This is a genomic window from Myxococcus sp. SDU36 (assembly GCF_030168875.1).
Taxonomy (GTDB): Bacteria; Myxococcota; Myxococcia; order Myxococcales; family Myxococcaceae; genus Myxococcus; species Myxococcus vastator.
In genome coordinates, this window is sequence record NZ_CP077414.1 from 8,357,837 (window position 1) to 8,384,067 (window position 26,231).

At 69.9% G+C, this 26,231-nt stretch carries 23 protein-coding genes and 4 tRNA genes; 9 read left to right on the forward strand and 18 right to left on the reverse strand.

The genetic code is table 11. The annotated features are described in order from the left end of the window. Nucleotides 1–153: 153 nt before the first annotated feature. On the reverse strand, nucleotides 154–3,624 hold the full coding sequence (locus KGD87_RS34155) for a serine/threonine-protein kinase (RefSeq protein WP_284665104.1): 3,471 nt from the start codon (nucleotides 3,622–3,624) through the stop codon (nucleotides 154–156). 146 nt (nucleotides 3,625–3,770) lie between these two features. Between KGD87_RS34155 and KGD87_RS34160 the strand changes: the two genes are divergently transcribed. Further along, complete coding sequence (locus KGD87_RS34160) at nucleotides 3,771–4,673, forward strand: MaoC/PaaZ C-terminal domain-containing protein (RefSeq protein WP_284665105.1); 903 nt, start codon at nucleotides 3,771–3,773, stop codon at nucleotides 4,671–4,673. Nucleotides 4,674–4,701: 28 nt separating this feature from the next. Here the strand turns inward: KGD87_RS34160 and KGD87_RS34165 are convergent, their stop codons facing one another. Beyond that, a complete protein-coding gene (locus KGD87_RS34165) occupies nucleotides 4,702–5,916 on the reverse strand; it encodes a polysaccharide deacetylase family protein (protein ID WP_284665106.1) in 1,215 nt (404 codons plus the stop codon). Between the two features lie 165 nt (nucleotides 5,917–6,081). Between KGD87_RS34165 and KGD87_RS34170 the strand changes: the two genes are divergently transcribed. Continuing rightward, a complete protein-coding gene (locus KGD87_RS34170) occupies nucleotides 6,082–6,654 on the forward strand; it encodes a hypothetical protein (protein WP_284665107.1) in 573 nt (190 codons plus the stop codon). A gap of 16 nt (nucleotides 6,655–6,670) precedes the next feature. On the opposite strand, the gene KGD87_RS34175 is transcribed toward KGD87_RS34170, so the two are convergent. The 8 genes from KGD87_RS34175 to KGD87_RS34210 all read right to left on the reverse strand — a co-directional run bounded on the left by KGD87_RS34175 (nucleotide 6,671) and on the right by KGD87_RS34210 (nucleotide 11,242). Continuing rightward, nucleotides 6,671–9,493: an AAA family ATPase gene (locus KGD87_RS34175; protein WP_284665108.1), complete on the reverse strand. Its 2,823-nt coding sequence runs from the start codon at nucleotides 9,491–9,493 to the stop codon at nucleotides 6,671–6,673. 281 nt (nucleotides 9,494–9,774) lie between these two features. Then, complete coding sequence (locus tag KGD87_RS34180) at nucleotides 9,775–10,317, reverse strand: HNH endonuclease (protein ID WP_163785990.1); 543 nt, start codon at nucleotides 10,315–10,317, stop codon at nucleotides 9,775–9,777. Between the two features lie 21 nt (nucleotides 10,318–10,338). Continuing rightward, nucleotides 10,339–10,412: transfer RNA gene (locus KGD87_RS34185), tRNA-Leu, on the reverse strand. A 92-nt stretch (nucleotides 10,413–10,504) separates the two neighbouring features. Next, nucleotides 10,505–10,577, reverse strand: a tRNA-Asn gene (locus KGD87_RS34190). A gap of 6 nt (nucleotides 10,578–10,583) precedes the next feature. Continuing rightward, nucleotides 10,584–10,654 (reverse strand) — tRNA-Lys (locus KGD87_RS34195). A gap of 6 nt (nucleotides 10,655–10,660) precedes the next feature. Continuing rightward, nucleotides 10,661–10,735: transfer RNA gene (locus KGD87_RS34200), tRNA-Pro, on the reverse strand. Nucleotides 10,736–10,864: 129 nt separating this feature from the next. Beyond that, nucleotides 10,865–11,014 (reverse strand): hypothetical protein, encoded by a 150-nt coding sequence (locus KGD87_RS34205; RefSeq protein WP_284665109.1) that lies wholly within the window; start codon nucleotides 11,012–11,014, stop codon nucleotides 10,865–10,867. 72 nt (nucleotides 11,015–11,086) lie between these two features. After that, a complete protein-coding gene (locus KGD87_RS34210) occupies nucleotides 11,087–11,242 on the reverse strand; it encodes a hypothetical protein (RefSeq protein WP_284665110.1) in 156 nt (51 codons plus the stop codon). A 1,072-nt stretch (nucleotides 11,243–12,314) separates the two neighbouring features. Here KGD87_RS34210 and KGD87_RS34215 point away from each other — a divergent pair. From KGD87_RS34215 to rhuM (KGD87_RS34220), 3 genes are read left to right on the forward strand one after another with little or no spacing between them, the layout of a single operon-like run. Next, nucleotides 12,315–12,455: a virulence RhuM family protein gene (locus KGD87_RS34215; RefSeq protein WP_284665111.1), complete on the forward strand. Its 141-nt coding sequence runs from the start codon at nucleotides 12,315–12,317 to the stop codon at nucleotides 12,453–12,455. A 60-nt stretch (nucleotides 12,456–12,515) separates the two neighbouring features. Next, on the forward strand, nucleotides 12,516–12,629 hold the full coding sequence (gene rhuM, locus KGD87_RS37000; RefSeq protein WP_350100759.1) for a RhuM family protein: 114 nt from the start codon (nucleotides 12,516–12,518) through the stop codon (nucleotides 12,627–12,629). After that, a complete protein-coding gene (gene rhuM, locus KGD87_RS34220) occupies nucleotides 12,614–12,805 on the forward strand; it encodes a RhuM family protein (protein ID WP_284665112.1) in 192 nt (63 codons plus the stop codon). Before rhuM (KGD87_RS37000) ends, rhuM (KGD87_RS34220) begins: the two co-directional genes overlap by 16 nt. 510 nt (nucleotides 12,806–13,315) lie before the next feature. Here the strand turns inward: rhuM (KGD87_RS34220) and KGD87_RS34225 are convergent. The 4 genes from KGD87_RS34225 to KGD87_RS34240 all read right to left on the reverse strand — a co-directional run bounded on the left by KGD87_RS34225 (nucleotide 13,316) and on the right by KGD87_RS34240 (nucleotide 16,821). Further along, entirely contained in the window at nucleotides 13,316–13,888 is a 573-nt protein-coding gene (locus KGD87_RS34225) for a HesA/MoeB/ThiF family protein (protein WP_284665113.1), read from the reverse strand. Between the two features lie 9 nt (nucleotides 13,889–13,897). Next, complete coding sequence (locus KGD87_RS34230; protein ID WP_284665114.1) at nucleotides 13,898–14,146, reverse strand: hypothetical protein; 249 nt, start codon at nucleotides 14,144–14,146, stop codon at nucleotides 13,898–13,900. Nucleotides 14,147–14,311: 165 nt separating this feature from the next. Continuing rightward, nucleotides 14,312–15,619, reverse strand: a complete 1,308-nt coding sequence (locus tag KGD87_RS34235; protein ID WP_284665115.1) for a S8 family peptidase — start codon at nucleotides 15,617–15,619, stop codon at nucleotides 14,312–14,314. Nucleotides 15,620–15,762: 143 nt separating this feature from the next. Next, entirely contained in the window at nucleotides 15,763–16,821 is a 1,059-nt protein-coding gene (locus tag KGD87_RS34240) for a hypothetical protein (protein ID WP_284665116.1), read from the reverse strand. 303 nt (nucleotides 16,822–17,124) lie between these two features. Here KGD87_RS34240 and nfi point away from each other — a divergent pair, with 303 nt between their 5' ends. The 3 genes from nfi (at nucleotide 17,125) to KGD87_RS34255 (ending at nucleotide 20,932) form a co-directional block, all read left to right on the forward strand. Next, nucleotides 17,125–17,826 (forward strand): deoxyribonuclease V, encoded by a 702-nt coding sequence (nfi, locus tag KGD87_RS34245; RefSeq protein ID WP_284665117.1) that lies wholly within the window; start codon nucleotides 17,125–17,127, stop codon nucleotides 17,824–17,826. A gap of 146 nt (nucleotides 17,827–17,972) precedes the next feature. Next, entirely contained in the window at nucleotides 17,973–20,318 is a 2,346-nt protein-coding gene (locus tag KGD87_RS34250) for a GMC family oxidoreductase N-terminal domain-containing protein (protein ID WP_284665118.1), read from the forward strand. Nucleotides 20,319–20,425: 107 nt separating this feature from the next. Next, nucleotides 20,426–20,932 carry a DUF2267 domain-containing protein gene (locus KGD87_RS34255; protein ID WP_284665119.1) on the forward strand — a complete coding sequence of 169 codons (507 nt, stop codon included), beginning with the start codon at nucleotides 20,426–20,428 and terminating at the stop codon, nucleotides 20,930–20,932. Between the two features lie 4 nt (nucleotides 20,933–20,936). Here KGD87_RS34255 and KGD87_RS34260 read toward each other — a convergent pair whose 3' ends face one another. The 4 genes from KGD87_RS34260 to KGD87_RS34275 form a co-directional block, all read right to left on the reverse strand. Further along, entirely contained in the window at nucleotides 20,937–21,308 is a 372-nt protein-coding gene (locus KGD87_RS34260; RefSeq protein ID WP_284665120.1) for an MPN domain-containing protein, read from the reverse strand. Between the two features lie 10 nt (nucleotides 21,309–21,318). Further along, on the reverse strand, nucleotides 21,319–22,308 hold the full coding sequence (locus KGD87_RS34265; RefSeq protein ID WP_284665121.1) for a hypothetical protein: 990 nt from the start codon (nucleotides 22,306–22,308) through the stop codon (nucleotides 21,319–21,321). Nucleotides 22,309–22,338: 30 nt separating this feature from the next. Next, entirely contained in the window at nucleotides 22,339–24,108 is a 1,770-nt protein-coding gene (locus KGD87_RS34270) for a vWA domain-containing protein (protein WP_284665122.1), read from the reverse strand. A 289-nt stretch (nucleotides 24,109–24,397) separates the two neighbouring features. After that, a complete protein-coding gene (locus tag KGD87_RS34275) occupies nucleotides 24,398–25,105 on the reverse strand; it encodes a metallophosphoesterase (protein ID WP_284665123.1) in 708 nt (235 codons plus the stop codon). Between the two features lie 434 nt (nucleotides 25,106–25,539). Here KGD87_RS34275 and KGD87_RS34280 point away from each other — a divergent pair, with 434 nt between their 5' ends. Next, nucleotides 25,540–26,208, forward strand: a complete 669-nt coding sequence (locus tag KGD87_RS34280; RefSeq protein ID WP_176416384.1) for an RNA polymerase sigma factor — start codon at nucleotides 25,540–25,542, stop codon at nucleotides 26,206–26,208. Nucleotides 26,209–26,231: the final 23 nt, after the last annotated feature.

A 26,231-nucleotide genomic window follows, 5' to 3' on the forward strand; every position in this document is an offset into this window, starting at 1 on the left:
ACGGAGGCCCCCGAGAACAACGCGTGAGCCGCGTCCGCCTGTCTGGCGGGCCCTCGGGGTGACTTCAGCAGATGCGGAGGGGGACGCCGTACCTCCGCTGGGAAAGGTGTGCGCGGAGGTGCGATTTCGGTGGATATGGCCCCTGGCTGTGGCTCAGCGCTTGCGGCGCCGGAGGTCCTGGAGCCAGTCGCGGACGAGGCGGGCCTCCGTGGCGTAGGTGGGCTCCTCGGCCGTGTAGAAGTGCAGGGCCTGATTGGCCAGCCCCCGGGCGCGGGGCCCGTCCTGCTTCACCAGCGCCTGGGCCAGGGCGAAGCGGGTGCTCGCGAGGTCCTCGGCCGGGCCGGGATGGGCGGTGCGAAGCGCCAGGGCGCGCTCCAGCATGGCGCGGGCCTCGTGGCTCTTGCCCAGGGCGTGCAGGGCCCGGCCCAGCGTGGTGAGCGGGGCGGCCGTGTCCGGGTGGTCGTTCTGGAAGGCCCCGTAGGCCGCGATGCTCCGGCGGGCGTAGTCGACCGCGTCGCGTGGCTTGCCCTCGCGCAGGGCGAGCGCGCCGAGCAGGGCCAGGTCAGTGGCGGTCTCCGGGTGCTCGGGGCCGTAGGCCTTCAGGTCCACCGCGAGCGCGCGCTCGCGCAGGGGGCGGGCCTCCGCGTTGCGGCCCAGCGCCTCCAGGGCCTCGGCGAGGTTGTTGAGCGGATAGCTCAGCGTGGCGCTGTCGCGCCCCAGCGACTCCTCCTCCAGGTGGATGGCGCGCTGGAGGTAGGGGACGGCTTCCTCGAAGCGGCGGACGATGACCAGGTGGTAGCCCATGGCGTTGGCCGCCATGGCCGTCTGGGGGTGGTCCGGGCCGAGCACGCGCTCCGTCGTCTCCAGCACGCGGTGAAGCAGCCCCATGGCGCGCTCCGTTTCGAGCGTGCGGGACAGGGCCGCGGCCTGGTTGCGGAGCGACTCCAACGTGAGCAGGTGCTCGGGGCCCAGCTCCTGCTCGCGCAGCGTCGCGGAGCGGCCAAAGGACTCCGCTGCCTGGGCGTACTGGCCTCGGAGGAAGGCGTTGCGGCCCAGGCTCGTCTGGAACAGGGCCTCCAAATCAGAGGCCCCACCCGCGCGCTGGATGGACGAGCGCGCCTGCTCCACCGTCCAGGACTCCAAGGTGGCGTCGGAGGAGACGGCGGTCACCAGTCGCGCCGACGCGCGCGCCGCCAGGTGGTCATGGCGGTGCGCCTGCGCGGTGAAGAGGGATTCACGCAGGGCCGCGGCGGCGCGAGCTTCGTCCCCCGCGACCAGCCCGAGCCTTCCCTCCAGCTCCAGCGCCTCCGCGAGCACCGGGCCGTAGCCGAGCTGCCGCGCCTCGGTCAGCACCGCCTTCGCCTCTTCCTGCGCCTGGGGGGAGCGGCCGGCGTCCACCAGGGCCGTGGCCCGGTCCACCCGGGCGCGCAGGGCCTCCACCTGCTGCCGCTGCCCCGCGGGCTCCGACAGGCCCCGCCGGAGCGCGTCCACGTCCGCGCAGGCGGCGATGGGAGGCAGGCGCTGGGCCGCGTCCGGTGCGGCGTTCAGCGCCACCGCATCCGTCTGCGCGAGCACGCCCGTCAAGGCCACCAGGGCCGAGTGGCGCCGGTCCAGGCACGCCATGCGCAGCGCGAGCGCGTGGTCCGACTGGTGGCCCCGCACCCGGGTGGCCTCGCAGGCCTCGCGGTGCATGCGCGTCCAGTCGTGCGCGAAGCCATCCAGGGTCGTCGCCACGCGCTCGAATGCGGCGGAGGCGTGGACCTTGCCCGTGGCGGCGAAGGCCTGCTGGATTTCCGCCCGGCGCGCCGTGTCCCAGACGCCGGTGAGCCGGGCCTCGGCATCCGGACACGGGCCGCCGCGCTGCGAGCCCACCAGCAGCCAGGTGACGGCGACCACGCTGTTGAGCAGCAGGGACGCGGCGGCCACCGCGCCCCGGCGGCGCCAGGCCGCCAGCGGATCCGCGCCCAGTGCATCCAGCAGCACGCCCATGGACGGGAAGCGCGCTTCGGGGGCCGGGGACAGGCCCCGCGTGACGGCGCGCAGCACCCACGCGGGGACGCGGCTTCCCCGAGGCGGCGGGCGCACGCGGCCCGCGCTGGCTTCCTCCAGGTACTCGTCCGGGCGCTTGCCGTTGAAGGGGAGCTGTCCGTAGAGGGCTTCGTAGAGGGACGCGCAGAAGCTGAACTGGTCACCGCGCGCGTCGATGCGCCCATCCTCGTGCTGCTCGGGCGGCATGTACGCGGGCGTGCCCATGACGAGCCCGGCCTCGGTGAGCGCCGTCTGGAGCAGGTCTTCCGGAGCCAGGCGCGGCAGCGCGGGCGAGGTGCCCCGGCCCGCCTCGGCCGCTTCGAGGTCCGCGGTGGTGCGGGCCAGCCCGAAGTCCGTCACCTGGGCCCGGCCGTCCTTGCTCACCAGGACGTTGGCGGGCTTGAAGTCCCGGTGGACCAGTCCGGCGGCGTGTGCGGCGGCGAGCCCTCGGCCCGCCTGGCGGAAGATGTCGAGCACCTCGCGCCAGGTGCGGTGCTCGGCGCGGAGCCAGTGGCGCAGGGACAGGCCGTCCACCCGCTCCATGGCGATGAAGACGCGGCCCGCGAACGTGCCCGCGTCGTAGACGGAGACCACGTTCGGGTGGGACAGCCGCGCCATCGCCTGGGCTTCGCGGAGCAGCCGGGACGAGCCGTCCGAGCGCGCCGCCGGGTTGGCATCCGGATGCAGCAGCTTGATGGCCACGCGCCGGTGCAGCTCCGGGTCATAGGCGCTGTAGACAGCGCCCATGCCTCCCGCGCCCAGGGTGTCCAGGATGTGGTAGCGGCCCACGCGGACCTGGGCTGAGTCCCGGGGCTCGGTGTCCTCGCCGTCCTTGCGCGCGGGTGGGCGACCCGACTTTCCACCTCCGGGGCTCGCCAGGGGCGGCCGGGCCGGCGAGGGCGCCAGGGGCATGGACAGGGTGACCCGGGAGCCGCGTCCCGTCGCCGCGTCCGGGGCGGACAGCAGCCGGCCGCCATGTGGGAGCACATGGGCACCCGCGAAGTTCTTGGGGCTCGCGCTGGGTGCAGGCGCGGCGTGTGCGTTGGGCAGGATGCGCGCGCTCAGGTCCTGAGGCGGCGCGGGTGGCGGAATGGAGAGGACGGCCGGCGGAGGCGGGGCGGCCGGCGCGGAGAGCCCCGTGGGGGCCGGAATCGGCACCGGCGCGGCGGGACGGTGGGGGGCGGCCGGCTCCGGAGGGCTGGCCACGGCGGTCGGCAGCGCCGCCTCGGGCGGCCTGTCCAGGTGGGGGGCGTGCCCGGTCTGACGGGCCGCGGGGCGGGAGGGGCGTTCGGAGGGCTTGGGGCCCGATGGCGATGACGGCGATGGCGCACGGGCCGTGGGCCGGTTCCCCACCCGGATGGGCTCGGTGGGGAGCGTGTCGTCGTCAGCGCTGCCCGCCGTCAGGGTGGACGTGTCCGTCGAGATTTCCTGCGCCACGGCGGTGCGCTGCGATGCCGCGCCAGGCGGCGTCACCCGCGCCAGCAGTTGGGCGCACTTGCGGCAGCCTTCCGCATGTCTCCGCAATGGATTGGATTCCGAAGCATGAAGCTGTCCAGCGGCGAGCGCACGCGCGGTGATTTCATCAAAGCAGGACACGGAGGCAGCGTTCTCCCACGCCCTGTGTCCCCGAGAAAGGGGGGCTTTACAGTCCAAACTGTCCTTTCCTGGACTCTCTGCTTCACGCCGGGGGCCGCGCGTGCTGCCATGCGGTACGTCCGGCTGCGTCATCCTGGAGTCCCAACGTGTCCCACGCTTCGACCTCGCTCGAACTCTCCCAGCCTCCGCTGCTCGCCAAGGAGTTGCTGCGCGCCGCCGTGGCACGCCGGCCCTCGCGGCCCGGAGAGGTGCCCCGCCTGGAGGTGCGGGTGAAAGGCTTCACCCCGGACGCCAGTCAACTGTCCCGCTACCGGGAGGTGTGTGGGTTTCCCGAGGATGACTCCTTGCCGCTGCCGTTTCCTCAGGTGCTCGCGACGTCGCTGCACCTCACGCTGCTCAACCACCCGGCGTTCCCCTACCGGCTGCTGGGCATGGTGCACGTGCGCAATCACATCCAGCAGCAGCGCCGCCTGCACGCGGGGGCCCGGCTCTCCGTGCATGCCTGGGTCGAAGGCCAGCGTGAGGCGCGGCAGGGGCGCGAGCTGGATTTGCACACCGTGGTGGAGTCGGACGGCGCGCAGGTATGGAGCGCCGTCACCACCATGCTCCGCCGCCTGCCTGGAATGGGGGAGCGGCCCCGGGAGGCGGGGCGTCCTCCCTCCTCGGACGAGGCGCAAGTCTTCGCCGACAGCCGTCCAGCCCGTTGGTCCGTCCCGGAGAACGCGGGCCGCCGCTACGCCCGGGCCTCGGGCGACTACAACCCCATCCATCTGTATGGCTTCACCGCGCGCCCCTTCGGCTTTCCCCGCGCCATCGTCCATGGGATGTGGACCGTGGGCCGCTGCGTGGCGGAGATGGGTGAGGCCGCCGAGGCCCCCGCGCTCACGCTGTCCTCGGAGTTCCGCCGTCCGCTCCTGCTGCCCTCCCGGGTCATCTTTCAGACGGCGCCGCAGCCAGAGGGCATCGTCGCCTACCGGGTGATGGCGGAGGACGGGCAGCCCCACCTGCTGGGCCGTCTGTCACCGGGCGCGGCGCCGACGGCGCGGTGACGATACGCCTGCCGGGAGAGCGAGGACGTCACTGCGGCACGAGCACCACGTCATCCAGGTACAGCACCGGCTGGTCCGTGCCGGAGTCGTCCTGGAAGTAGATGTCCCGCAGCGTGCCCGTGGTGGCCCCGATGCTGGAGAGGGGAATCGTCACCTGCTGCCAGACCCCGGGAGCGATGGGTGCCCCCAGCGCGGTGTCCAGGCGGGTGGTGCCAAGCATCTGCGTGCCATCGTGGAGCACCAGCCGCACCACCTGGCCTCCCGCGCTGCCGCCGTGGACCCAGAAGCGGATGGACTGGTACTGCGCCAGGTCCAGCCCATGGTGGTGGAAGAGCAGGCCATTCCATGTGTCCGGCTCGAAGCGGATGGCGGCCGAGCCCGCATGGACCACCCCCGTCTCGTCGAGCGAGTGGGCCGCCCAGCTCCAGTTGGCGAAGCCGTTCTGCAGCGCGTCGGTGTAGACGAACAGGCCCGCCGTCAGGTCGGGTTCGGTGCGCCCCTCCGTCAGGGCCAGTCCTTCGGTCAGCGTCACGGTGCGCACGCCGTGCGTCTGCACGTAGTCGAGGATGTCCGCGAAGTGGGACGTCATGTACTCGGTGTCACGGGTCGGCGTGCCGTTGACGAACTCGTGGAAGACGAGGATGAGCCAGCTCTTCTCCGCGATGGCCTGGTCCACCCAGCCCTGGACGGTGCTGACCGGGACGGTGCGGGCCACGTCGTTGGCGCGCAGCTCGTAGACGACGGTGTCGAGGAAGTTTCGGCCCGCGTTCACCGTGCGGCTGCTGGCGTAGTGCTGGCGGATGACGTCGAGCACCGGGCCGTTCTGCAGTCCATACGGCACCACGAGGTTGGGGACGGCGGGCAGACCCAGCGCGCTCTCCAGCCAGGCCCGTGAGTCCTGCAGCTCGGCCACGAGCTGGGTCGGGGACAGTGACGTCAGGTCCGGGTGGGTCAGCGTGTGGCTGGCGATGTCATTGCCCTCGGAGACGAGCGTCTGGGCTTGCGCCAGCGACATGTAGCCACCCCAGCCTTCGTGGATGGCCAGGGTGACGAGAGCGTAGGTGGCGGGGATGTTCCGCGCGTTGAGCTCGGGGCGGGCCAGCGAGAACTGCGTGGCCCAGCCGTCGTCCAGGGTGATGGTGACCATCCCCTCGGTGAAGGGCGTCGCGGCGAAGGCGGGCGCCGCCAGCGACAGGAGGAGCAGCGTGACGAACCTTCGGAACACCCCGTGCGGGCTGGACATGGTTTCCCCCTCCACAGCGAGTCAGCCTCGCGCGGCATGATGAATCCGATACCAGACGGAGCTGACATCAGGCAACCGGACGGGCCCTGGGCAAAAAGGGATTCGAATAGCGGTGCCCCGTGTTCGTCCGAGCCACGGTACGCCCTTGGAAAAGGAAGTCGCTGCATGAAGAAAGTCGCCGCGCTCGCATGTCTGTTGGCCTTGCTGGGAGCGATTCCCGCTCAGGCCGCCGAGCTGAAGGACGTATTCGGCCGTGAGGTCCCCATCGGCAAGGGGCGGCCCACCCTGGTGCTGTACGCCAACCGGGGCTCTCGGGACGAGCTGCGTCAGCACGCCTACTCGTTCATCTATGACCTGCGCGAGGAGCGGCCCATCGTCCTGATTCACGTGGACCTGCGGGACGTCCCCGGCCTCTTCAAGGGCATGGCGCGGGGCGAAATCAAGAAGAGCCACCGCGAGTCCATCGAGCACATGCGGAACATCTTCCGCCAGCACGGCGAGGCGCCGCCTCCCGAGCTGGAGTCGTCGCTCTTCATGGTGGCGGACGGCAAGGGCGAGCCGCACCAGGCCATGGGGCTGAAGAAGGGGTTCGGCCAGGCCGTCGCAAAGGTGTTGAGCCCGTCGGGTCGGGAGCTGGCGCGGGGCCCTTTCCCTGAGAGCGCCCGCAAGCTGGGCCAGTCGATGGCCACGGCCTCGGAGGGCCATTCGACGCTCCGAGTCGTGGACATGTCCCGCTGAGGCCTTGGGGCCTCGCTCAGCCGCCGGGCGCTTGGGGCTCGGTGGGTGGCCGTGTAATCCACGCGGCGATGAAGACGTCCAGTTCGCCGCGCAGGACGTCCTTCACGCGGGGAGTGCCGGCGCCGGTGCGCGGGTCCTCCACCCGGGCGCCCCGTCCCAGGTAGTAGCGCCGTGCCTCGTCCGTGTTGCTGCCCTGGCCGTAGACGACACGCGCGGCGATGTCCTTCAGCTCGTCAAGCTCCGTGGCGCCCGTGAGCGTGAGCACGCGTCCGGAGGACTCGTCCTTCACCGTCACCTCGGTGCGGACGCGCTGGAGGTAGGCGCCCTCGTGGCTCTTCATGGGCCGGCCCTGGACCTCCAGGTACGCCAGCTCCTCCTCGGAGAGCGAGCCGCCGCGGTGGACGCGCACGTAGGCCCGCTGGCGCTTCTCGTCCTCCAGCCGCCGGTGCATGCCCGCCTCGCCCGCGAGGAAGCCATAGGCGCCCGGTCCGGCGATGCGCACGACGACGCGCGAGGGCTCCTCCGCCTCGGCGATCGCGACCGCTTCGTAGCCGCGCCGCTGGGCCCAGCCCAGGTACATGGAGGCCAGCTCCTGCACCCAGGTCGCCTGGGCCTCCGCCGAGTCACTGGCGCAGATGTCCACCAGCGCCTCGGTGTCCTGGGTGGTGGCCCCGGAGGCGTGCAGGGCCTCCGCCATCTGGACCTCGCGCGCCACGTCCTCCACCTGTCGCGCCGCGGAGCCGAGCTGCACCTCGTTCTTCGCCTCCCGCACCAGCCGCCGCGCGAACAGGCCCGCGGCTTCCAGCCGCTCCAGTTCGTTGAGCTGCGCCTCCACGGTGCGGAAGGCGCGGATGACCTCGGCGGCACGCGTGGGGTCGTCCCAGAGGTTGGGCGCCTGCGTCTCCGCCAGCAGCTCCGCGCGGCGCTGCTCCAGCTGCGGCCGGCCGGCGGAGTCCGCCAGGGTGCGCGCCTTGCCTACCAGGCGGTCCATCTCGAACAGGAGCGACTTGCGGTCCAGCCGCCGCTTCACCGGTGCCGCGCGAGCGGACGGCAGCAGCAACTGCGCGGTGGGGGAGGGCGGCGGCGCGGCGGGCTCCGCCACGGCGGTGACGCGGCCGCCCAGGCGGGCCTCGACGCGGACGGGAGTGCCTGGAGGTAGCGGCCTGCGCGCAATCTCCACGGCCAGCGCGGCGGTGAGCGTCTTCTCGATTTCACGCTGCAGGTAGCGCGCGCCGAACTGGGGCGAGTAACCCCGCTCCACGAGCAGGTCCACCACGGCGGGCGTCACCTCCACGTCCAGGGCGCGCGCGCGGATGCCCTCGCGCTCCAGCACGCGGCCGACCTCGCGCTGCGCGATCTTCCGGATGTCCACCTTGGACAGGGGACGGAAGTGGCAGATGGCGTCGAAGCGGTTGAGGAACTCCGGACGGAAGGCCTCTCCGATGCGCCGGTCCACCTCGGGGACCATCTCCTCCGTGCGGCGCGTGCCCGTGAAGCCCATGCCGGACTCGCGGTACACCTCCGCGCCCACATTGGATGTGGCGACGATGAGCGTGTTGTTGCACGACACCGTCTCGCCGGCCCCGTTGACGAAGGTGCCCTCGTCGAAGAGCTGGAGGAAGCGGTCGTGGACGCTGCGCGCCGCCTTCTCGAACTCGTCGAGGAGCAGCACGGTGAACACCTTGCCGTCCAGCAGCGCGCTCAGCTCTCCCCGCCGCGTCTCCAGTGCCGGGGCCCAGGTGGCGCCGAAGGGGACGCTCTCGTCACCGTCGTTGGGGTAGTCCGCCATGTTGAGGCGCACCAGCCTGTCCGCGGAGCCGAACAGGTACTCCGCCAGCAGCTTGGCGAGCTGCGTCTTTCCCACGCCCGTGGGGCCCGCGAAGAGGAACACGCCCAGGGGACGGCGCGGGTCGTTGAGGCCGGCCTTGAGCAGCGCCACCGAGCGCAGCACCGCGCCCACCGCGTCCGTCTGTCCGAGCAGCCGCTCGCCGAAGAAGCGCTCCGTCTCCTCTAGGTCCAAAGGCATCGCGTCGTCGACGACGAAGCGAGGCAGCCGCGTGGCCGCGCAGAAGCGGGTGAGCACGTCCTCGGGACCCACATGGTCCTTGGCCGCGCTCGCCGCCTCCGCCGCCGTCTCTTTCAGCAGCTCAATGGCCTTGCGCGGCATGCGCTGCGCGAGCAGGAACTTGGACGACAGGCGCAGCGCCAGGTCGCACGCCGCCGGGTCGATGGGCAGCCGCAGCTCGCGCTCCAGCTCCTCCGCCACGCGGCCCAGCACCCAGCGGGCCTTCTCCGTTGGAGGCTCATGCAGGAGCAGCAGGTGGAGCCGCTCGGCCAGCGCCTCGTCGGAGCGAAGCAGCTCCTGCACGCGCTTGGGCTCTGTCTCGAAGATGAAGCGCAGGCTGCCGGTGCGCAATCCGCGCACGGCGACGGGCGCCAGCGGGCCGCCGAGGGCCGCGGGCAGGTCCCGGATGTAGACGATGGGGCAGGGGTGCCGGGAGAGGTAGGCCAGCAGCTCCTCGAAGCTCTCCGCCGCCTGGCGCTGGGTGCTGCGCGCCAGGATGTTGGCGACGGACACCTCCACCACCCGTGCGTTCGCCAGCTCGGCGTCCACGCGGCCTTCGGCGATGCGCCGGGCCACCTCCTGCACCAGGGCGCTCTTGCCCACGCCGGGCTCGCCGGCCAGCAGGGGATGCTTGCCGCCCCGCGTGAGCAGGCCCAGCACCTCTGTCACCGCGGCGTCCACGCCGTGTGCGGCCGGTAGCTTTCCCTCCCGCGCCAGCGCGGTGAGGTCGCGGTCGATGAGCCGCTCCTGGTCCTCGCTTTTCCTCGTCGCCATGCCTTGTCTGCGCCCCCTCGCCGGGAGCGCACTCTAACCCCCTTGAACCGCGAGGGTGAGCGCGCAATCCCGGTCAAATGCAGGCCACGGGCGGGTGCCGGCTGCGAGCGCCTTGCAGGAAAACCGCCAGCAGCGACTTCCCGCCTGCTGGCGCGCGGGCGGCTGTCGGGGTGGGAGCCGCCTCTGGCGGACTCCCGGACCTCCTGAGTGCCTCCACCGCGGGGGCGGAAACACCCAGGAGGCGGAAGCCACCTCGGGTGGCTCCCCTTTCCCCCACGGCCTTACTCCTCCAGCTCCACGTGCCAGTAGGCGACGTCCCTGAGGAACTTCGACCAGGACATGGGCATGCCCTTCTCGAACATGAACGTCAGGTGCATCGCCGCGGGCAGCTTCTTCGGCTTCGCGGGCGTGGTGCGCAGGGCCATGCGGGCCTGCTCCGGCGTCCGGTTGCCCTTCTTCTGATTGCAGGGCACGCACGCAATGACGATGTTCTCCCAGCTCGTCTTGCCGCCTTGTGCGCGCGGCAGGACGTGGTCATACGTGGCTTCGGGCCGCGACACCTTGATGCCGCAGTACTGGCAGCGGCAGTTGTCCCGCAGGTAGACGTTCTCCCGGCTGAACTTCACGCCCTTGGGGCGTCGGCGCAGGCCGCGGATGAAGCGGATGACGGAGGGCATGCGAATCTCCACCGTCACCGAGCGCACGACGCGGTCCTCGTACTCCTCGACCACCTCGACCTTGCCCTGGAAGATGAGCATCACCGCGCGTTGCCAGGGAACACGCGCGACAGGTTCGAACGACTGACTCAGGACCAGCGTCTCCATGACACGGAGCCTCGTGGGTTGTGCCGGAAGCGGGAGTCGAACCCGCAACCTCCAGGCTCTGGACCTGGTGCCTCTGCCAATTGGGCTACTCCGGCGTAGGTGAACGAGCAAGCCGCCAGGGAATCGAACCCTGCATGCCTGGATTTGGAGTTCAAGCTGCTCCCAAAGCGCGGCCTATGATGAACTGCTCCCCAGGAGGGATTCGAACCCTCGACCCCGCGGTTAACAGCCGCGTGCTCTGCCAGTTGAGCTACCGGGGAATGCGATACCTCCGGAGGGATTCGAACCCTCGCCACCCGCTTAAGAGGCGGGTGCTCTACCGATGAGCTACGGAGGCGTGGTGTCTGGGTGGCAGGATTTGAACCTGCGGCCTCACGGATCCGAACCGTGCGCTCTGGCCAGACTGAGCTACACCCAGATAATGAAGTTGGCTGTGATTCGGGACGCTGGGAGTCGAGCCCGGCGGGGCCGGAACGACAAAAGGCCGGGTCCCTGATGGGAGCCCGGCCTCTGCGTTGCTTGGCACGCCGGTGACGGAGCGCGAGCTTCAGCAGGGTACGGGCGGATGGCCACCAATCCGGTCACATTCCGCGAGGTACTTCGAGTCGAAGCTTTCGAGGGAGCAGGAGGCGGCGTCGAGCTGGGGCCAGAGATTGTTGCGCTTCATCGGGTTCGTCCGCATCGTCAATGTCGTCATGGTCGCCGCTCCTTTCAGCGGGACTCTACGGCGGGTGACTTTCGTTCCTGACAAGTCTCAATTATTTGAGCCTCACGGCTGCGCTTCATGTGCCAGTGGTGGGTGGCGGCCCCTGGTCGTGTCCCTCTCATCGACGCCCGCGACCCACGCCATCACTCGGGGCGCGGCCAGATAACGCTTCTTGAGGACGCTGTAGATCGCCGACTTCGCGACCTTCTCGCCGGTCATCGTGAGGAACTGCCTCATGAACTCGGTGAGGTGAGCCTGCCCCGATTCCGTGGCTCTCCCGCACTTTGTGTGCTCTCCCTCGGAAGAGCAGGCAGACGCAGCAGGGCGCCATTGGAGGCAATCGCCCCGGGGGCTCGGGTTTCGAGCCGGACTCTCTCTCCAGTCTTTGACGACGGACAGGCTCGCTCCCTCGGAGTCCTCGCACCTGAACAGCACCTCTCGTGAACCCGCCCTGTTCCATGCGCCACCCAAAGTGCGGGAGAGCGACGAAATCGGGGCAAGCCCAGTGTGGGGCTACGCCTTCGAGGTCGGCAGACACCTTCAGGAGGGCCGAGAGCCGTCGGCCGAGGAAGCCGAGCCGGTCACGACAGTCTGCGCTGCGGTCGTCACGTACCTCGTGAAGAAGCACGACGCTGGGAGCCGCCCGTGACGAAGTCGACTGATAGCGGCGTGCGGATGAAGCGAGCAGCCGGAGGCTGTGGCCCAGTGCGTGCTCTTGGCGCACCGCTGGGTGCGCGATGGCGACGATTCGGGGTGCTCACCAGGCTCCGGGTCCAACTGTTCGACGGGCTCACCTACAGCCATGACGCGCCGACCTCTGTGCCTACGCCACGAGCAGGCTACCGCGTTTCATTCCTGTGGGTCGGGCGCGCAGCCCGGTGGACAGCTGTTCGGAAATGTCGGGACTTTTGTGGCGTCAAAACCCCCGATATTTCCGAACAGCGAGCTACGGGAGTGACTCCGGCCCCCCGCCGCGAGGGGGCCCCTGGGGTGGCCGCGTGGTCCGTTCAGCATGAAGTCCGGCACGGAGGTGATGGCATGGCATTCGCGCGCGCGCCGTGCGATGACGAGGTGCCCCGCGCGCATGCACTCCCACGCGAAGCGCTCCGTCCTGCTGTCGCTCCTCCTGCCCTGCCTGGCGCTCGCGCAGCCCATGGACGACACGCCGCGGAGGACACGCCCACTGCGGCGGCGCCGTCGCTCAGTTCATCTGCGCTGCGCGATGAGGGCACGCCCAAGGGCGAGTTGCTCCTCTACCAAGCCGAGGACGGGCGCGCGCATCGAGTGCCGCTTGGAGGACGAGTCGGTCTGGCTCACGCAGGCGCTCATGGCTCAGCTCTTCGACATCGGCGTCGGGACTGTGAACCACCACCTGAAGGAGATTTTCGCCGAGGGGGAGCTGGCGCCGGAGGCAACTATTCGACGCCATTGAATAGTTCGAACCGAGGGGCAACGCACCGTCGCGCGCGAGATCGAGCACTATAACCTCGAGGTGATCCTCGCCGTCGGCTTCCGCGTCCGCAGTCATCGCGGCACTCAATTCCGCAAGTGGGCCAACGCTCGTCTGTCGGAGTACCTGGTCAAGGGCTTATGGGCCTGCAAATGACGCGGCCGGGAGGCGTGGTCCGCAAGGCCGACGCCGCGATCGCGAAGAACTACCTGACCGAGCCCGAGCTGCAGGTCCTCCATCGCATCGTGAACCTCTACATCGAGTTCGCCGAGCTGCAGGCGCTCGAGCGGAAGCCGATGACGATGCGCGACTGGGGCGACAAGCTCGGCTGAAGTCGCGAAGGCGAAGGTCGAGCGCGAGTACGAGTACGAGCGCTACCAGGCGCTCCAGGACGCGAAACCGCGCATGATCGACGCCGCCTTCGAGGTGACAGCGAAGCAGCTCAAGAAGCCTGCCCAGACGCGCGGGAAGAAGGGGCGCGGCAAGTTGCTGTACCCTCGCGCTCCTGCTTCGCGGACGGCGCGCCCGGGCGCCCTTTGTCCGCGGGCCGCGCCAGGCGTCCCATCTCGCGCTCTGGGCACGTCACGAGCCAACGTGGGCGCCCTGGGGTGGCGGCCGGCCACGGGCTCGGCAGGCCGCCTTGGGGCGCTCGGGAGGTTCATGGGAACTTGCTGAAGGGCTCCCTGCCTGTACGTGTCCTTGCGGCAGACGTGCGTGAAGGGCCCTGGCGCCCCCGGTACCGTCTTCGGCCCATTGGAGTGGACCGGGAACGACACGGTGGCGCGACGAAGTATCGCAGCAGCGGGAGAGGTGGAGGCGCTGCGCGGGCGCGTGCAGGTGTGTCACTGGGCCAGGACCGAACTCAGGTTCACCAGCGAATCACGGCGGGTGCCGTGCTTCACGAAGTCCTGAATGGCGCGGGCCAGTGTCGCGGAGAGCAACCCCAGCAAGGGAAGGTGTGCGCCTCCTTCGCAGGTGGCCTGCCCCGGCGTGTCTTCCGCATCCGGGACAAAGCGCTCATCCCAGCGCACCAGGCCGAAGGTGCTGTCCGCGCTCACGGCACCGTGGACCAGCGGCTTTCCCGCCTGTCGCGCGTAGTCACTGAGCACCTGCCGGCTGGCGCGGTTGTCCATGCAGTCCACCAGGAGGTCCGCCCCACCGCACAGGGCCGCGACATTGTCCTGGGTGAGCCGCACGCCGTGGGACTCCGCCTTCACCCCGTGCAGGTTGAGGAGCTGGAGCTTGAGCGCCTCGGCCTTGTTCTTTCCGACGGAGGGCTTCACATAGGCCTGGGCGAGGAGGTTCTTGGATTCGACCCGGTCGAAGTCGATGAAGACGAGGGTGGCCTCCAGGTTGCGGCACAGCACCGCCGCGGTGGAGCCGATGGCTCCTACACCACAGAAGAGGATGCGCATGGCGGAGCCTCACCGGGCCCCGAAGGGGACCTTGGGACGCAGGTAGATGCGCTCCTCGCCCCGGGCGCCGCGGAACCGGTCGACGACGAAGTGGGCGAACGCGTCGTCGCGAAGCTGGCTCAGGTGGAGGCCGGGGACTCCGCCCGAACGAACCAACTCCGTCGCGATGCGGCGGATGTCGGTGTCCGGCACGGGGCCGTCCATCTCTACCGGGACGTCCGCGGACATGCCGTCGTAGGTGATGTTGAGCGTGGCCATCGTCGTATGCGCCTCCTCACGCGCCCGGCGGAGCGCGAGGGTGCGCCCGGTGGGGCTCACGCCGGGACGGCGATGGGGGCGTGCTCCTGACGATACCGGCCAGCGGCGTTGCCAGCCCGGGCCCGGCTCCCCCCGTCCAGGAAGCCGGGCTGCCGGAGCGGACACCTACCGCGGCTCGCTGCTGCTGACGACGGCGGGCTTGGGCAGGAAGTCCTTGAGCTGCACGATGGGCAGCCCCGGGAGCGCGGTGATGAAGCCCGAGTACGCCATCAGGTTGGGCGAGCACCAGCCCGGGTTGGACACCGTGTTCTCGGTGGCGTTGGTGAACACCGCGTTGGCCACCGCCTCGGGCGTCGCCGTGGGGTTCACCTCGAGGAACAGCGCGGCCAGCCCCGTCACGTGCGGAGTGGCCATGGAGGTGCCGCTCAGCTCCCGGCTCTCCCGGTCGCCGTAGTGCCAGGAGGACTGGATTTTGTTCCCCGGCGCGAAGACGTCCACGCAGTCACCCCAGTTGGAGAAGGTGGCGCGCTTGTCCTTGCTGTCGGTGGCGGCCACGGTGATGGCCTCCGGCGCGCGGGCGGGCGAGTGCTTGCAGGCGTCGCTGTCTTCGTTGCCCGCGGCGACGACATAGGTGATTCCCGCGGCGATGGAGCGGCGGACCGCGTCGTCGAGCGCCGGGTCCACATCACTGCCCAGGCTCATGTTCGCGACGGCGGGCGAGACGTGATTCCGGGTCACCCAGTCGATGCCCTCGATGACGCCAGAGGTGGCGCCGGAGCCGTCACAGCCCAGCACTCGGACGGAATGGACAGTCGCGTTGCGGGCCAGGCCGTAGGATGCGCCCGCCGCGGTGCCCGCGACGTGGGTCCCGTGGCCGTTGCAGTCATTGCCCCGCATGCTGTCGCCAATGGCGTCGTAGCCGATGGAGGCCCGGCCACCGAACTCCCGGTGCGAGAAGCGCACACCGGTGTCCAGGATGTAGATGTGCACGCCCTGGCCCGTCGCGGTGAAGGTGTAGACCTTGTCCAGCGGGAGCTTGCGTTGGTCCATCCGGTCGATGCCCCACGTGGGGCCCTGCTGGCTCTCGGCGATTTTGACCACGCCATTCTCTTGCACGTAGTCCACTGCGGGGTCGTTCGCCATGGCCCGCGCCTGGGCTTCAGTCATCTTGGCCGCGAAACCACGCAACGCATTCTCATACATCGCGAATGCGGTGCCGCCGTAAGCCGTGGTGAGGCTCGTCGTGGCCTGCTGGACCTCGACCTGTTCCAGGCTTTGGGCGGGTGACTTCAGGACGACAATGTATTCACCCGGAATCTTCTTTCGGACGGTGATGAACTTGCCGGTCTGCTTCTGGCCCAGCATGGGCCTGCTGGCCGTGCGGTCCTTGCATGGCACCTGCCGCGATGCGCACGCCCCCATCAGCAACATCATGCCCACGGAGACGAACAGCTTCAGTGTGTGTCGATTCATGTTTTACCCTGAGGAATTGGTTGTGATGGGTAAAACGGTTGTACATCAAAAACGGCTTATTCTTGAATCAACCCGGAGGGATGAGACTGCGGTCCGTGATTGAACACGCCATGGCGCTCCAAGGCGCGATGTCTGGCTATGACCTACCACGGACGAATGGTGGTTCCCCATCCGTACAAGGCGGCTTCCAGCGGACGTTTCCCAGGTCGTGACAGGAGGTCGTTGATGCCCATCTCTCGTGCCGCGTTCACCAGGTGAGAATGCCACGCGCGATGCGTGCCGGAGAGTCGCGTCGCGGCGATGGCCAGCGCGCTCGCGCCCATGGAGTAGCCGCCAAAGACGAGCGGACCGCTGGCGGAATCCTCCTGCCTCTTCACGCCGCGAGGCCACTCCCGGCAGGCGGCCAGCGGCAGAAGCGCGCCCGCGGGCCGGGCGCAGTAGTCGCGCACCAGGGGGGTGGTGAAGGAATCCGCGGCGGGGTGCGCGGCCATGGCGAGGAAGGCTCCTGTCCACGCGAGCGTGGTGGCCCGTTGCGTACGCTCCACGACGCGTCCCTTCGCGTCGACCTGGGTGGGAAAGCCCGAGGGCAGGGCGGACAGTTCCACCAGTCGCGCGATGAGCCGCTCTGCCGCGGCCTCGGAGGGCGCATGGTCTCGCAGCCGGCCATGGAGCAGCAGGGCCGCGGCGGCCGGCGCACTGTCACACGGCCAGATGGAGGTGCTGAAGCTGGGCAGCAGCAGTTGGTGTTCGAGCGCCGCCACGACCTGGGCAGCCAGGGCATCGAAGAGCGCCGTGGTCGCAGCGTCCTGCAGGCCCGCGCGTTCGATGCCCGCGAGCATCAGCAGCACATAGCCCCGGTAGAGGATGCTCCGCGGCAGCGCATGGCCCAGGACGACGTCCGTCCCACCGCGCATGAAGGGGCCCCGGGCCCGTCCCAGCGCGTCCGCGAGGAGCGCCTGGAGTCGTCGCCGCGTTTCCGGCAGGGGCTGGCCGTCCAGCGCAGCCTGAACCAGGATGAAGGACAGGTGGCCATCGCAGAGGAGCTGTGACTCGACGAAGCGGCGCTTCGCATCGCCGAGCAACTTCGGTTCGCACCCCTTGCCGAGGATGCGCTGCTCCAGTGCGTCCAGCGCGGATGCGGAGCGCTGTCCGTTTCCCTTCGATGTGGAAGGAGGCCGCGGCGGTGCGGAGTCGTTGCCCACCGGGCCCTCCGCGCTCGCGCTGGTAGCCAGGCCTGCACAGAGCGCCAGGAGGGGAAGGCCTGTCCGGCGGAAGCGGGCGAGGGTGGTTCGTGGCATGCGCGGGGAGTTGAGCACGCACGCGCCCAGCCAACGCCATCCGGTGGGCTCGCCGGTCGTCAGGGCAGGCTCAGCGGTTCCTTCTCGCGCGTGGAGCGTCGCGAACTCCAGGGGCGGCACCGCCCGTTCACCAGTCCACGCTGAGAGGACGTCATGGGTTGCCCTTGAAGTCAGACGCTTCAGATTGGCAGCGGAGGTTGCGCGTGCATGGAGCTTCAGCCCGAGGTGGGCAGGTGGGACGTCACGCCTTCGGAGGCGGTGGAGCTGCAGCGCCGGCTGCGTGAGCAGTTGGTGCTCCGGCCGCCCCCTGGGCTGAAGGTGGAGCGCATCGCGGGCGCGGACATCTCCACGGAGAAGGGGAACGACACGGGCTTTGGTGGGCTCGTCGTCCTGGACGTGGAGACACTGGCGCCGGTGGCACAGGCTGGGGCAGCGGTGACGTTGCACTTTCCCTACGTGCCGGGCCTGCTGTCCTTCCGCGAACTGCCCATCATCGCCGCTGCGTGGGAGCGGCTCACGGCGCGCCCCGATGTGGTCATCTTCGATGGACACGGCACCGCCCACCCCCGGCGCATGGGGATTGCGTGTCACGGAGGGCTGCTGTTCGGTGTGCCCTCCATCGGCTGCGCCAAGTCCCTGCTGGTGGGGACTTTCGGGCCGCTGGGCGAGGCGAGAGGCTCCACCGCGCCCCTCATGCACAAAGGCGAGGTCGTGGGCATGGCGGTGCGCACGCGCAAGGGCGTGCAGCCCGTCTACGTGTCCCCGGGTCACCGGATGGACCTCCCCACGGCGGTGGAGTGGGTGCTCAAGGTGAGCCCGAAGTACCGCGAGCCGGAGACCACACGGCATGCGCACCGGCTGGTCAACGCGCTCCGTCGCGCGGACGGAGAGGCCGCCGAGCTGGAGTAGGTACCCGGCCTCTGAGTTTGACCGCCGTCCCAACCGCCTCTATGTCCGCAGGTGGCTCCAGCGCTTGGGGCCTCAAGGAATGGCGGTAGCACCCCAGGCCGCGAAGAGGGGCTGGGCCAGGGCGGGAGATGTCATTGGGAGCGCCAATGCGGAGGTTGTCGTCACCTTGGAGTGAGCTGGCGTCGCATTACGCCGTGGTGGTGGTGGGCTCGGGATACGGAGGGGCCATCACCGCGAGCCGGTTGGCGCGCGCGGGCCAGCAGGTCTGTGTCCTGGAGCGAGGCCGGGAGCTCCTGCCCGGTGACTACCCGCGCACGGACGCCGAGTTCATGTCCGAGTTCCAGGTTCACTTCGACCCCGAGGCCGCCGCCGACGTGGGCAGTCCGACGGCCTTGTTCGAACTCCACCGGGGCGGGGACGTCTCCGTCGTCACGGGTTGCGGCCTGGGTGGGACGTCGCTCATCAATGCCAACGTGGCCATGCGGCCGGACCCGCGGGTGTTCCTGGACGCGCGTTGGCCGGACGCGTTCCGCGCCGACGTGGACGGCTTGCTGGAGGACGGCTTCGCCTGGGCCGAGCACATGCTGCGGCCGTTGCCCTATCCGGAGTCCGCGCCGCCGCTGGCCACGCTGTCGGCGCTGGCGAAATCGGCGGAGAAGCTGGGCGGCACCTTTCGCCGGCCGCCCCTGGCCGTCACCTTCGAGGAGGGCGTCAACGCCGCGGGGGTGCGTCAGGGCGCTTGCACGTTGTGCGGTGACTGCATGACGGGCTGCAACTTCGGCGCGAAAAACTCCGTGCTGATGAACTACCTGCCGGACGCGCACCGCCATGGGGCGAAGCTCTTCACCGAGGTGGGCGTGCGCTACCTGGCGCGCGATGGCGCCCGGTGGCGCGTGTACTACCGGCCGATGAACGCCGGCCGCGAGCGCTTCGATGCGCCAGATCTGTGGTTGACCGCCGACCGCGTCATCCTCGCGGCGGGGACCCTGGGCACCGCGGAGCTCCTGCTGCGCTCGAGGGCGCTGGGGCTGCCCCTCTCTGGACGTCTGGGCCAGCGTTTCAGCAACAACGGGGACGTGATGGCCTTTGGCTACAACACGGACATTCCTGTCCACGGCGTGGGCCTGGGCGAGGCGCCCTCCGCGGGGCGCGAGCCCGTGGGCCCCACCATCAGCGGCATCATCGACGACCGGGCCACGCTGCGGCAGGAAGACGGGATGATCATCGAGAACGGCGCGATTCCCGCCGCGCTCGCGCGTCCCGTGACGGCGCTGCTCGCCGCGGCGTCAGCCATCGCCGGGCAGGACACGGACCGGGGCGTCATCGACCGCGTCGGGGAACTGGCGCGCATCGCGGACAGCGCCGTGCGCGGGCCGTACCACGGGGCCATGCGCAACACGCAGACGTTCCTCGTGATGTCCCATGATGACGGCGCGGGCGAGCTGCGGCTTTCGGGCGACCGGGTCCGCGTCCACTGGCCGGAAGCAGGGCGGCAGGCCGTCTTCACGCGGGTGGACGAACGCCTGCGCCGCGCCACGGAGGCGCTGGGCGGAACCTTCGTGCGCAACCCGCTCTGGAACAAGCTCACCGGCCACGAGCTGCTGTGCACCCATCCGCTGGGCGGGTGCGCCATGGGCGAGCGCGCGGAAGAAGGCGTGGTGGACCACGAGGGCCGCGTCTTCGCGGGAGCCGAGGGCACGGAGGTCCACGAGGGGCTCTACGTCAGCGACGGCTCCGTGATTCCGAGGCCGCTGGGCATCAACCCGCTGCTCACCATCTCCGCCGTGGCCGAGCGCACCGTGGCGCTGATGGCCCGGCGGCACGGTTGGAGCGTGGACTACGCGCCGGTGCCGGAGGCCCCGGGACCTCGACCCGCGCAGCCCCTGGCCGTGCAGTTCACCGAGACGATGTACGGCTACGTCTCCGCGGGCGCCGACGAGGACTTCCTGCGAGCCGGGGACCCCGCGCGCAGGGAGACGTCACCCTTCCGCTTCATCGTCACGGTGGACTCACGGGACCTGGAGGAGACACTCGCGCATCCGCTGCATCCCATGCAGTTGTCGGGCTGCGTGGTGGCGCCCGTGCTGTCCTCCCGGCCGATGACGGTGGAGCAGGGCGTGCTGCACCTGATGACCCACGATGGCGCTCGTCCTGGCGGACGGCGGATGCGCTATCAGCTCCCGCTGGTCTCCGAGTCCGGCGAGCGCTTCTTCGTTGACGGCTACAAGGACGTCCACGACGACGAGGGGCCGGACCTGTGGGTGGACACCACGCGGCTCCTGGTGTCCATCTACCGTGGCGAGGACGCCTCGGGGCCCTGCATCGCCCGGGGCTACCTGCGGCTCAACGCCAAGGACTTCGCCGTGCAGCTCTCCACCTTGCGGGTGCTCCATGCCCAGGGCACGGTGCAGCGGCTGGCCGCGCTCGCCCGCTTCGGACGGTTCTTCTTCGGTGCGCTCTTCGAGGCGTACGTGCGCAGCAAGGCCGCGTAGCGAGCGGGGAGGCGGCGGCACGGCCTTCGTGCCGCTGGGTCATGCTCCTGCTGGATGGCGTGGGCACCGTGAGGCGCACACGCCATTTCATGAAGGAAGGACAGCCCATGCCCGATGACCGTGAGCAGGGAAAGGGCGCTCCGCAGGGCAGCGAGCGTCAGACCAGCCGCCGGGATACGCCCATCGAGGTCCGCAGGAGGTTGCGGCACGAGTCACGCACGAGCCAGACGTACTCGGCCTTCATCAAGCACCTGTGCGAGCGCGGCGGCATGTCGCCCGCCGTGGCCGAAAAGGCCGCGGTGTCCGTCCTCTGCGCCCTGGAGCAGCGCATCCTCAGTGAGGAGGCAAGCGACCTGGAGGACCAGCTTCCTCGCAAGCTGACCCTGCTGCTGCACCGCTGTGAGAAGCACGAGGAGGAGCTGCCGCCCAAGTTCCACCGCGAGCACCTGCTGCGTCGAGTCGGGGAGGACCTGAGCCTTCAGCCAGACGCGGTGGAGCCGGTGGTGCGCGCGGTGATGGATGCCGTCCGCCACCAGATTACCGAAGGGGAGTCCGAGGACGTCATGGGCCAGCTCCCGCCGGACATCCGCGACCTCTGGACGCGCACCGTCTGAAGCCTCACGCGAGTCCGCTGGGGGCATGGCGGATGCCGGAGGCGCTGCGCAGCGCCTCCGCCCACCAGGGCTCGGACGCGACCAGGACGTCCCTGTCGCGCAGCCGCGCCACCATGCCCTCGGGGGCCACGACGGAGAAGCGCAGGGGCTTGCCGAGCGCGGAGGTGAGCGCGGCCATGGTGCTCTCATCCTCGGCGGAGAAGCCGAGCGGACCGTCGGGGTGGCTGTGCGCCACCTCTTCGAGGACGTCACGAAGCCGCCAGATGGCTTCCCAGCGGGCGCGTGAGTCGGGCAGTTGATTCGGGCTGTCGGACGCGTCGCACCACAGCACTTCGCCGCCGTGGCCGATGAGCAGGCAGACCTCTCGGGTGGACATGGCCGTCTCCTCAGGCATGCCGGGTCACCACCAGGACATCCATTTCAATGGCCTCGCGGATGACGGACGGCAGGCTCTCCAACGTGACCTCCCCGTCCGCACCGTCAAGGCAGATGCCCGCGTCCAGGACCTGGAGCGAGTCCGCCGCGACGATGGAGACGAAGCGCTCCCCCATGAAGGCATACGTCACCTCCAGCCGCTGGCCCGCCAGCCGCCGCAGGTCCAGTGGACGCGCGCCCGCGTTCAACAGCGCCTGCTGGGCGCGCTGCATGCCATCCTCCCGCCCATGCCCGCGGACGCCCCGCGTCTCCAGACGGGCGATGCGCCGCTGGGCTTCCGCAAGCAGCTCCGCGGACCGGGCTCTTCGCTCGGCGTCCTCCCGCTCCTGCCGTGTCCGTGCCGCCTGGGCCTCACGTTCGTCGTGCAGGCGGCGCAGGCATTCTTCCGCCGGAGCGCGGCCGCCCTCCGCCACCGCGAGTATCCGGCCCCGGACCTCGGCGGGTGCGAAGCGGATGCCCATGTCGCGCGAGACACGCTCCAGCAGGGTGTAGCCAAACGCGGCCCGCAGGGGGGCGCTCACGCCCCGAATGTGGGCGAGGGGTTGGTGCTGCTCCAGGGCGAGGCGTGCCGCGCCCTCGGCTTCGCTTTCAAAGTCCACGCCTTCGAAGAGCAGGGAGCCATCAAACCAGCGGCGCGCGCTCACGGGCGCCAGGCGCGGCGGCTCCTCCTCCGGCATCAACTCAAGGGGCTCCGCCACGGCGCACTCGCGCACCAGCCGGCGTCCCCAGGCATGGCCCCGCACGCGCGGCAGCGCCTCCAGGCACTCGGGCTCGGAGAGCTCACGCGGCGTGGCGTCTCGTCCCTTCACCTCGAAGCGCCACCACCCTGGGGTGACCGGGGTGGTGACACGGAGGCGTCGCGAGGCGGAGTCCACGGTGCCGCCGCCAAGATACGGCAGCACCACCGACTCCACCTTCCCGAGGAACTTCCGGTAGTCCACGACGCCTCCTCCTTCCTCACCGCGTTGACCTCACGCCACCTTCAGCAGCGGCGTGCGCATCACCCGTTCCACCCAGGCGGACTGGGCGGTTCCAGGCACTGTGGGCGCATCCAGCAGCGCCTTGAGCACCCGGGTGACCTGGTACGGGTCCTCGAACTGGTCCACGTTCACCTCGCTGAAGGGCACTCGCAGCTGCGTGGCGCAGGTTCGGACCGTCGAGCCCCGCGCATGTGCCACCGACACCATCAGGGCCATCGCCGACACCGGGATGCGGAGGTCACGGAATGCCCGGGCGAACTGGTCGCCTGCCTCTCCGGCCTCGTCTCCCACCACGATGACCACCAGCTTCGCGTCCTCCGGCACGCGAACGCCGTCACGGTGCAGCGCGTACAGCGCGGATGCGTGCGCCGTTCCACCCGATGCCCGCAGCCCCGCCAGCATGTGCTGGACGGCGATGCGATTGGCGGCCTTCGGACGCAGCACCGTGCCCAGGGTGTCGAACGCGGCGATGTGCAGCTTGTCCATCGGGAAGCCCGCGAGGATGCGCGACAGCGCCTCCTTCGAGCTCTCGATGGCTCCCTCCATGGAGCCCGACTTGTCGATGAGGAACATCACCCGCACGTCGGTCTCCGCCGTCGCCTCCGCCACCGCCTGCCGTGCCGCGTTGTCGCTGGCCTCCTCCAACTTGCGCCGCAGCACCTCGCTGCGGACGTTCTTCGCGATGTTCAGCGCCCGCTGGTCGGTGGCCGTGTGCACCGCCTGCTCCCACCGCGCGCGGATGGCCGGGTCCGTCAGCAGACCCAGCTCCTCGAGCGTGGGCGTCATCAGCCGCAAGTCCCTGTCCGACAGCGAGGGCAGCAGTGCCGCCATGATGGCCGGCGTGAGGCCCACGTCCTTCGGCAGCCGTCCTACGACTTCCTTGTAGGAGAGGCGCTCCAGGTCGATCCACTCGCAGATCTCCGCCTCCGACAGGCCGTCGAAGCGCTCGCGCTTGACCAGCGTCAGCCCGTTCAGGCCCACCTCGCGGTGGCCCTGCGCGGACTGCTTCTGCTTCCAGCCGAGCACCTCGAAGAAGCCCTGCGCGCGCGGCTTGTAACCCGCCTTGCGCGCCAGCTTCTTCAGCGTCTCCTTGTAGCCCGCCTTCACCAGCCCCTGGAGCATGGGCATGTTGGCCTCACGCGCCGCCAGCCACTTCGACGCCACGCGCTTCCAGCGGCCCAGCGGCGCCTTCCGGGACGCCGGGTCACCAAAGCCCGCCTCGCGGTTGAGTCGGGCAATCTCCGGGTGCTCCAGCAGCTCCGCCACGCGCAGCACCGCCTTGGGCGTGAGCATGCGCGTCGACTTGCGCTCGTAGTGGAGCACCATCGCCTCGCCAATGGCGCGCCAGTCGTCGTCGTGGAAGGCCACGCCGCCCTGTTCGTCGCGCACGGGCTGACCCGCGTGCTCCTGCACCAGCATGAGCGCGCACGTCGCGACCTTGAGGTCGCGCCAGTCCGTCTGGGTCAGCGCGTACGACGCGAAGTGGGCCATCAGCTCCGCGTTGAGCCGGTAGATGTCCAGGAGCTGCCGGTAGAGCTTCACCGCGGCGGGAACGAAGAGGCCCGGCTTCACCGGACGCCCCTTTTCACGCTGGAACGGCGTGGCATGCGCCGCCGCGTACCAGGTGCCATTCACATCCAGGCCAGGCCGGTTGTGCCACAGGTGGGCGGAGCCTCCGAGCACCAGGTCCAGGAGCCGCTCGGCGGGACCGCGCTGCGACTCGGGAAGCAGCGCGTTCGGGTTCTGCGTCTGGGTCGTCATGGTGTCCCCTTGGGGCGTGCCGCGGGTCAGGCGCGGGGCGGACCCCTCGCGACGAGGCGAGCGGAGTGCACCGCGCGTGGACGCACGGGTGCCTTGCGCGTCAGCGAAGGCGGCCCGTACGAAGTGAGGATGGGGGAGGAAAGGGTGCGCCCGAGTGACGAGGCCGGTTTCTGGATTAAAGGTCCCAGTGCTCGACCGCTGAGCCACGGAGCCCCGAAGGGCTCCGGCGGGATTCGAACCCGCGTAGCTGTATGGCGTGTTGGACCCCGTCGGCCGGGCGCGAAATTGATTATGAGAAGACGGACACGTCGCCGTGGACCGCAATCCGGGCCACGGCCTTGCCGCCCCGGTACGTACTCCGGGTCGGCACCGAGACAAACTCCCAGGTTGGGAGCACCACCGCCGTCAGGGAGCGTCCGTAGACGCACCCGGTGTCGATACCCACCGCGTGCTCGGTGACGAGCGGCGCGTCGAAGACGGTGTGGCCGAAGATGACCCGCTCCGGGCCCTTCCAGTGGTGCGTCCAGAAGTTCCAGCCTTCAGGCGCCTTGGACGGCCAGTAGCTCTTGGCCGCCGGAGGCCGGATGCACTGGGCATGGAGCAGGTGGTACGGGTCCTGTTTCTCGACGGGCAGGTCCGGGAGCATTCCGGCATGCACCACGATGGCGTTGTGCTCCGGCAGCCGCAGGTAGTGAGGCAGCCGGGCCATCCAGTCGTAGTGCCCGGGTTCGAGCACCCGGCGTGTCTCGAGGTGGTCGGGGAGCAGCCGCTCGTCCGCCCGGTGGCGCTGCTGGAGGTGCTTCTCCTCGTGGTTGCCGAGGATGGCCTCGTGCCGCATGGCCAGCTCCACGCACTCGCGGCGCTTCGGGCCGCGGTCCACCAGGTCCCCCGCGAAGATGATCCGGTCGCTGGAGGTCGCGCCCACCTTGCCGAGCAGCTCCACGGCTTCGTCGTAGCAGCCGTGAAGGTCTCCGATGACGATGGTGCGGCGGGACATGACGCGAATCCTCAAGAAGGGAAAGGTTGAGCGCCCGAGTGAAGAAGCCAGTTGGCTGATTCCAAGATCAGTGACGGACCATCCGTCGTCACATGCCTGTTGGGCATCTGTGTGGATTCGAACCACGGCTTGTAGGGCCGCTTCGGCTGGGCGCTCGAAAGCGATGGGGGCGAAGACGCGGGCACTCGCTGTTCCTGACAGGGGGATTTTCCGGGTCCGATTTCCGAACGGCCGCTCTATAAATCCCGTCAGGAACGCCACGCGGCTTTCGTCCGACCTCGCGGGTGCCAATTGTCCGGTGATTCCGCCGGGTTGGCGCTCCCTGCTTGTCTCGGAGGCTGCCTGCGGATGCCAACGTGGTACCTTGCCGCGCCACATCCCCGTAACCCAACATCCCGGGGCGTCTTCCCCGGCGCAGCCCCCAGGTCCTTCCGGTGTACGAGCAGCTCACGGATGATGAATTGTTCGCGGAGGTGGCCCGCCGCCGCGCGACTGGCGAGCCTGTTGGCGGCCCGCTTGGAGCGTTGGTGCAGCGGTGGGCCCGGCCCTCGCGGTACGTCATCAGCAAGATTCAGGCGAGCTACGGTCGTGGTTCCCCAGCGGACGCGGACGAGCTCTTCCAGGACGCGGTCGGGAAGTTCATCGACCGGGGTCTGGACCAGTTCCGCGGCGTGTCGGAGCAGATGCCCGGCCGGAGCGCGTCTCCCAAGACGTTCTTCCTGCGCATCGTCAAGCACGTGGCCATCGACTTCTACCGGAAGCACCGCGAGGAACTCGCGGCGCCTCCGTCGGACCCCGATGACGCCATGGAAGAGCCACCCTCCGAGGTGGCTCGCGCCGTCGAGCTCGGGAAGCGGCGTGAAGAGCGCGCCGAAGCCCAGGAGCTGTACTGGGCGGCATTTGCCCGCCTCCAGCAGGAGCACCCGAAGGAAGCCTCGGCTTGGGACCTCTACCACCACGAAGACGTCGAGGATCACGAAGAATGTGCCCGGCGCCTGAGCATCACCGTGGTGAACAGCTACAAGCGCGTCAGCCGGGCCCAGGCCTACCTCAAGCTCTACCTGCTGGACCTTCATCGCGAGTCGCATGGGGAGGAAGCGTGAGCCGCCTCCTTCCCCGCCACACC